Source organism: Micromonospora sp. M51, assembly GCF_018070305.1.
Lineage (GTDB): Bacteria > Actinomycetota > Actinomycetes > Mycobacteriales > Micromonosporaceae > Micromonospora > Micromonospora parva.
Map to the genome: position 1 here is coordinate 1 of NZ_JAGPXZ010001183.1, position 1,194 is coordinate 1,194.

Annotated in this window: 2 pseudogenes; both read left to right on the forward strand. The window is 76.5% G+C overall.

Going from position 1 to position 1,194, the window contains the following annotated elements:
- Nucleotides 1-63: 63 nt before the first annotated feature.
- Nucleotides 64-876 (forward strand): annotated as a pseudogene (locus KBX53_RS33525) (class I SAM-dependent methyltransferase); the annotation flags it as partial.
- Between the two features lie 62 nt (nucleotides 877-938).
- Nucleotides 939-1,194: pseudogene (locus KBX53_RS33530) on the forward strand (acylneuraminate cytidylyltransferase); the annotation flags it as partial.

A 1,194-nucleotide genomic window follows, 5' to 3' on the forward strand; every position in this document is an offset into this window, starting at 1 on the left:
GGATGAGTCCCCACCAGCAACCCGAGGACCCCGGCCGGCGCACCGTTCGCCAGCGGGAAGGCCGCCTACCGGGACGCGGACGCGCTGTCCGGGCCGGTGCCGTCCGGCCGGCTGCTGCGTACCGTGCTGCTCGACGCGGCAGTGCGCCGCGACCTGGGCACGGTGCGCGCGTTGCTGCGGGGGTACGCGGGCTGGCTCACCGACCAGGCCGACGCCGACGGCCGGATCGCCGGCGCTGCGGCGCTGGCCGGCACCGACAACGTCGTGTTCGACGGCGAGCGGTACGCGGTGCTCGACCCCAGCTGGCGGGTCACCGCCGCGCTCCCCGCCGACGTGGTGCTCGCCCGCGCGCTGTGGCGCTTCGCCACGGGCCTGCTCACCGGCGGGTACGCCCATCCGTGGCCGTCCACCCTCGACGTGGCGGGCCTGACCGTGGTGCTCGGCGGCCTCGCCGGCCACGACCTCGACCGGGCGACAGTCAGCGAGGCGGTCGAGGCCGAGGCGGCCATCGCCGCGGCCCTGCACGGGCTGGACGCCGCCGGCACTGCCGACCTCGCCACCGAGCTGCACGCCGTCGCCCCGACCGACCCACCCATCGGCGGGCACAGCTACCAGCAGCTGCGTGAGGCGTGGCTGCGCCAGCGCGAGGAACTCACCCGGTTGGCCGCGTTGACCGCGTGGACCGAGGAACTGCTCACCTCACGGGAACGGGCGCTGCGCCGGGCCGAGACCACGATCAGCCTGCTCAGCGGGTCGATCAGCTACCGGGTGGGTCGGCTCGCCATCACCCCGGCCCGGCTGGCCAAGCGGGGCGCCCGCGCCGCCAAACGCCGGGCCATCGCGGTGCTCGCCCCCAAGCAGGAGGAGCAGCAGTGACCGGCCTACCGCCGCCCGGGACCGGCACGCGGCCACGGATCGTCGGCATCGTGCAGGCGCGCATGGGTTCGTCCCGGCTGCCCGGCAAGGTGCTCCGCCCGCTCGCCGGACGGTCCGTGCTGGGCCGGGTGGTCCGCGCCGCCCAGGACAGCGGCGTCCTCGCCGACCTGGTGGTCGCCACCAGCACCGACACTGTCGACGACGCGGTGGCCGACGAGTGCGCGCGGCTGGACGTGCCGTGCCACCGCGGGCCGGTCGACGACGTGCTGGACCGGTTCGTGGGCGCCCTCGCGGCGCACCCGGGGGACGCCGTCATGC